This window comes from Actinomadura sp. BRA 177 (genome assembly GCF_013372625.1).
Classification (GTDB): Bacteria; Actinomycetota; Actinomycetes; order Streptosporangiales; family Streptosporangiaceae; genus Spirillospora.
The window spans coordinates 1-439 of record NZ_JABXFD010000022.1 but is presented as its reverse complement, the minus strand read 5'-3'; the positions used below and the strand labels follow the sequence as shown (position 1 = coordinate 439).

At 79.0% G+C, this 439-nt stretch carries 1 pseudogene; it reads right to left on the bottom strand.

The window, feature by feature from the left end:
* Positions 1-439 (bottom strand): annotated as a pseudogene (locus HUX53_RS00085) (hypothetical protein); the annotation flags it as partial.

The window sequence follows — 439 nt, the reverse complement described above, 5'->3', positions numbered from 1 at the left end:
CCCCGAGGTCCTCGGGCAGCAGCGCGGCGGCGGCGCCGAGCGGCGCCGCGACGACGGCGGACCCCGACCGGGTCAGGGCGAGGGGGGCGCCGGTGATCAGGCCGACCTTGATCGCCCGCCCGGGACGCAGGTCGAACAGGTTCATCAGGTTCGCGGACCCGGCGACGATCGCGCCGTTGACGAGGGTGTCGAACGCGCGCCCGGTCCGGGACGGGGCGGACGACCCGGCGACCGCGGCGGCGGCCAGCCCGGTCGCGCCGATGCCGAGGATCTTCACCGCGCCGCTGGTGACCTCGCCGCGGACGAGCGCGGTCAGGTGGCCCTTGAAGCCGCGGGACGCGCCGGACCCCGCGAGGTCGTCGTAGCCGCCGAGGACGCCGGACCCGGCGCCCGCGAGGAGCGCGGCGGCGCGCATCCGGGCGGTGGTGCCGGGTCCGGC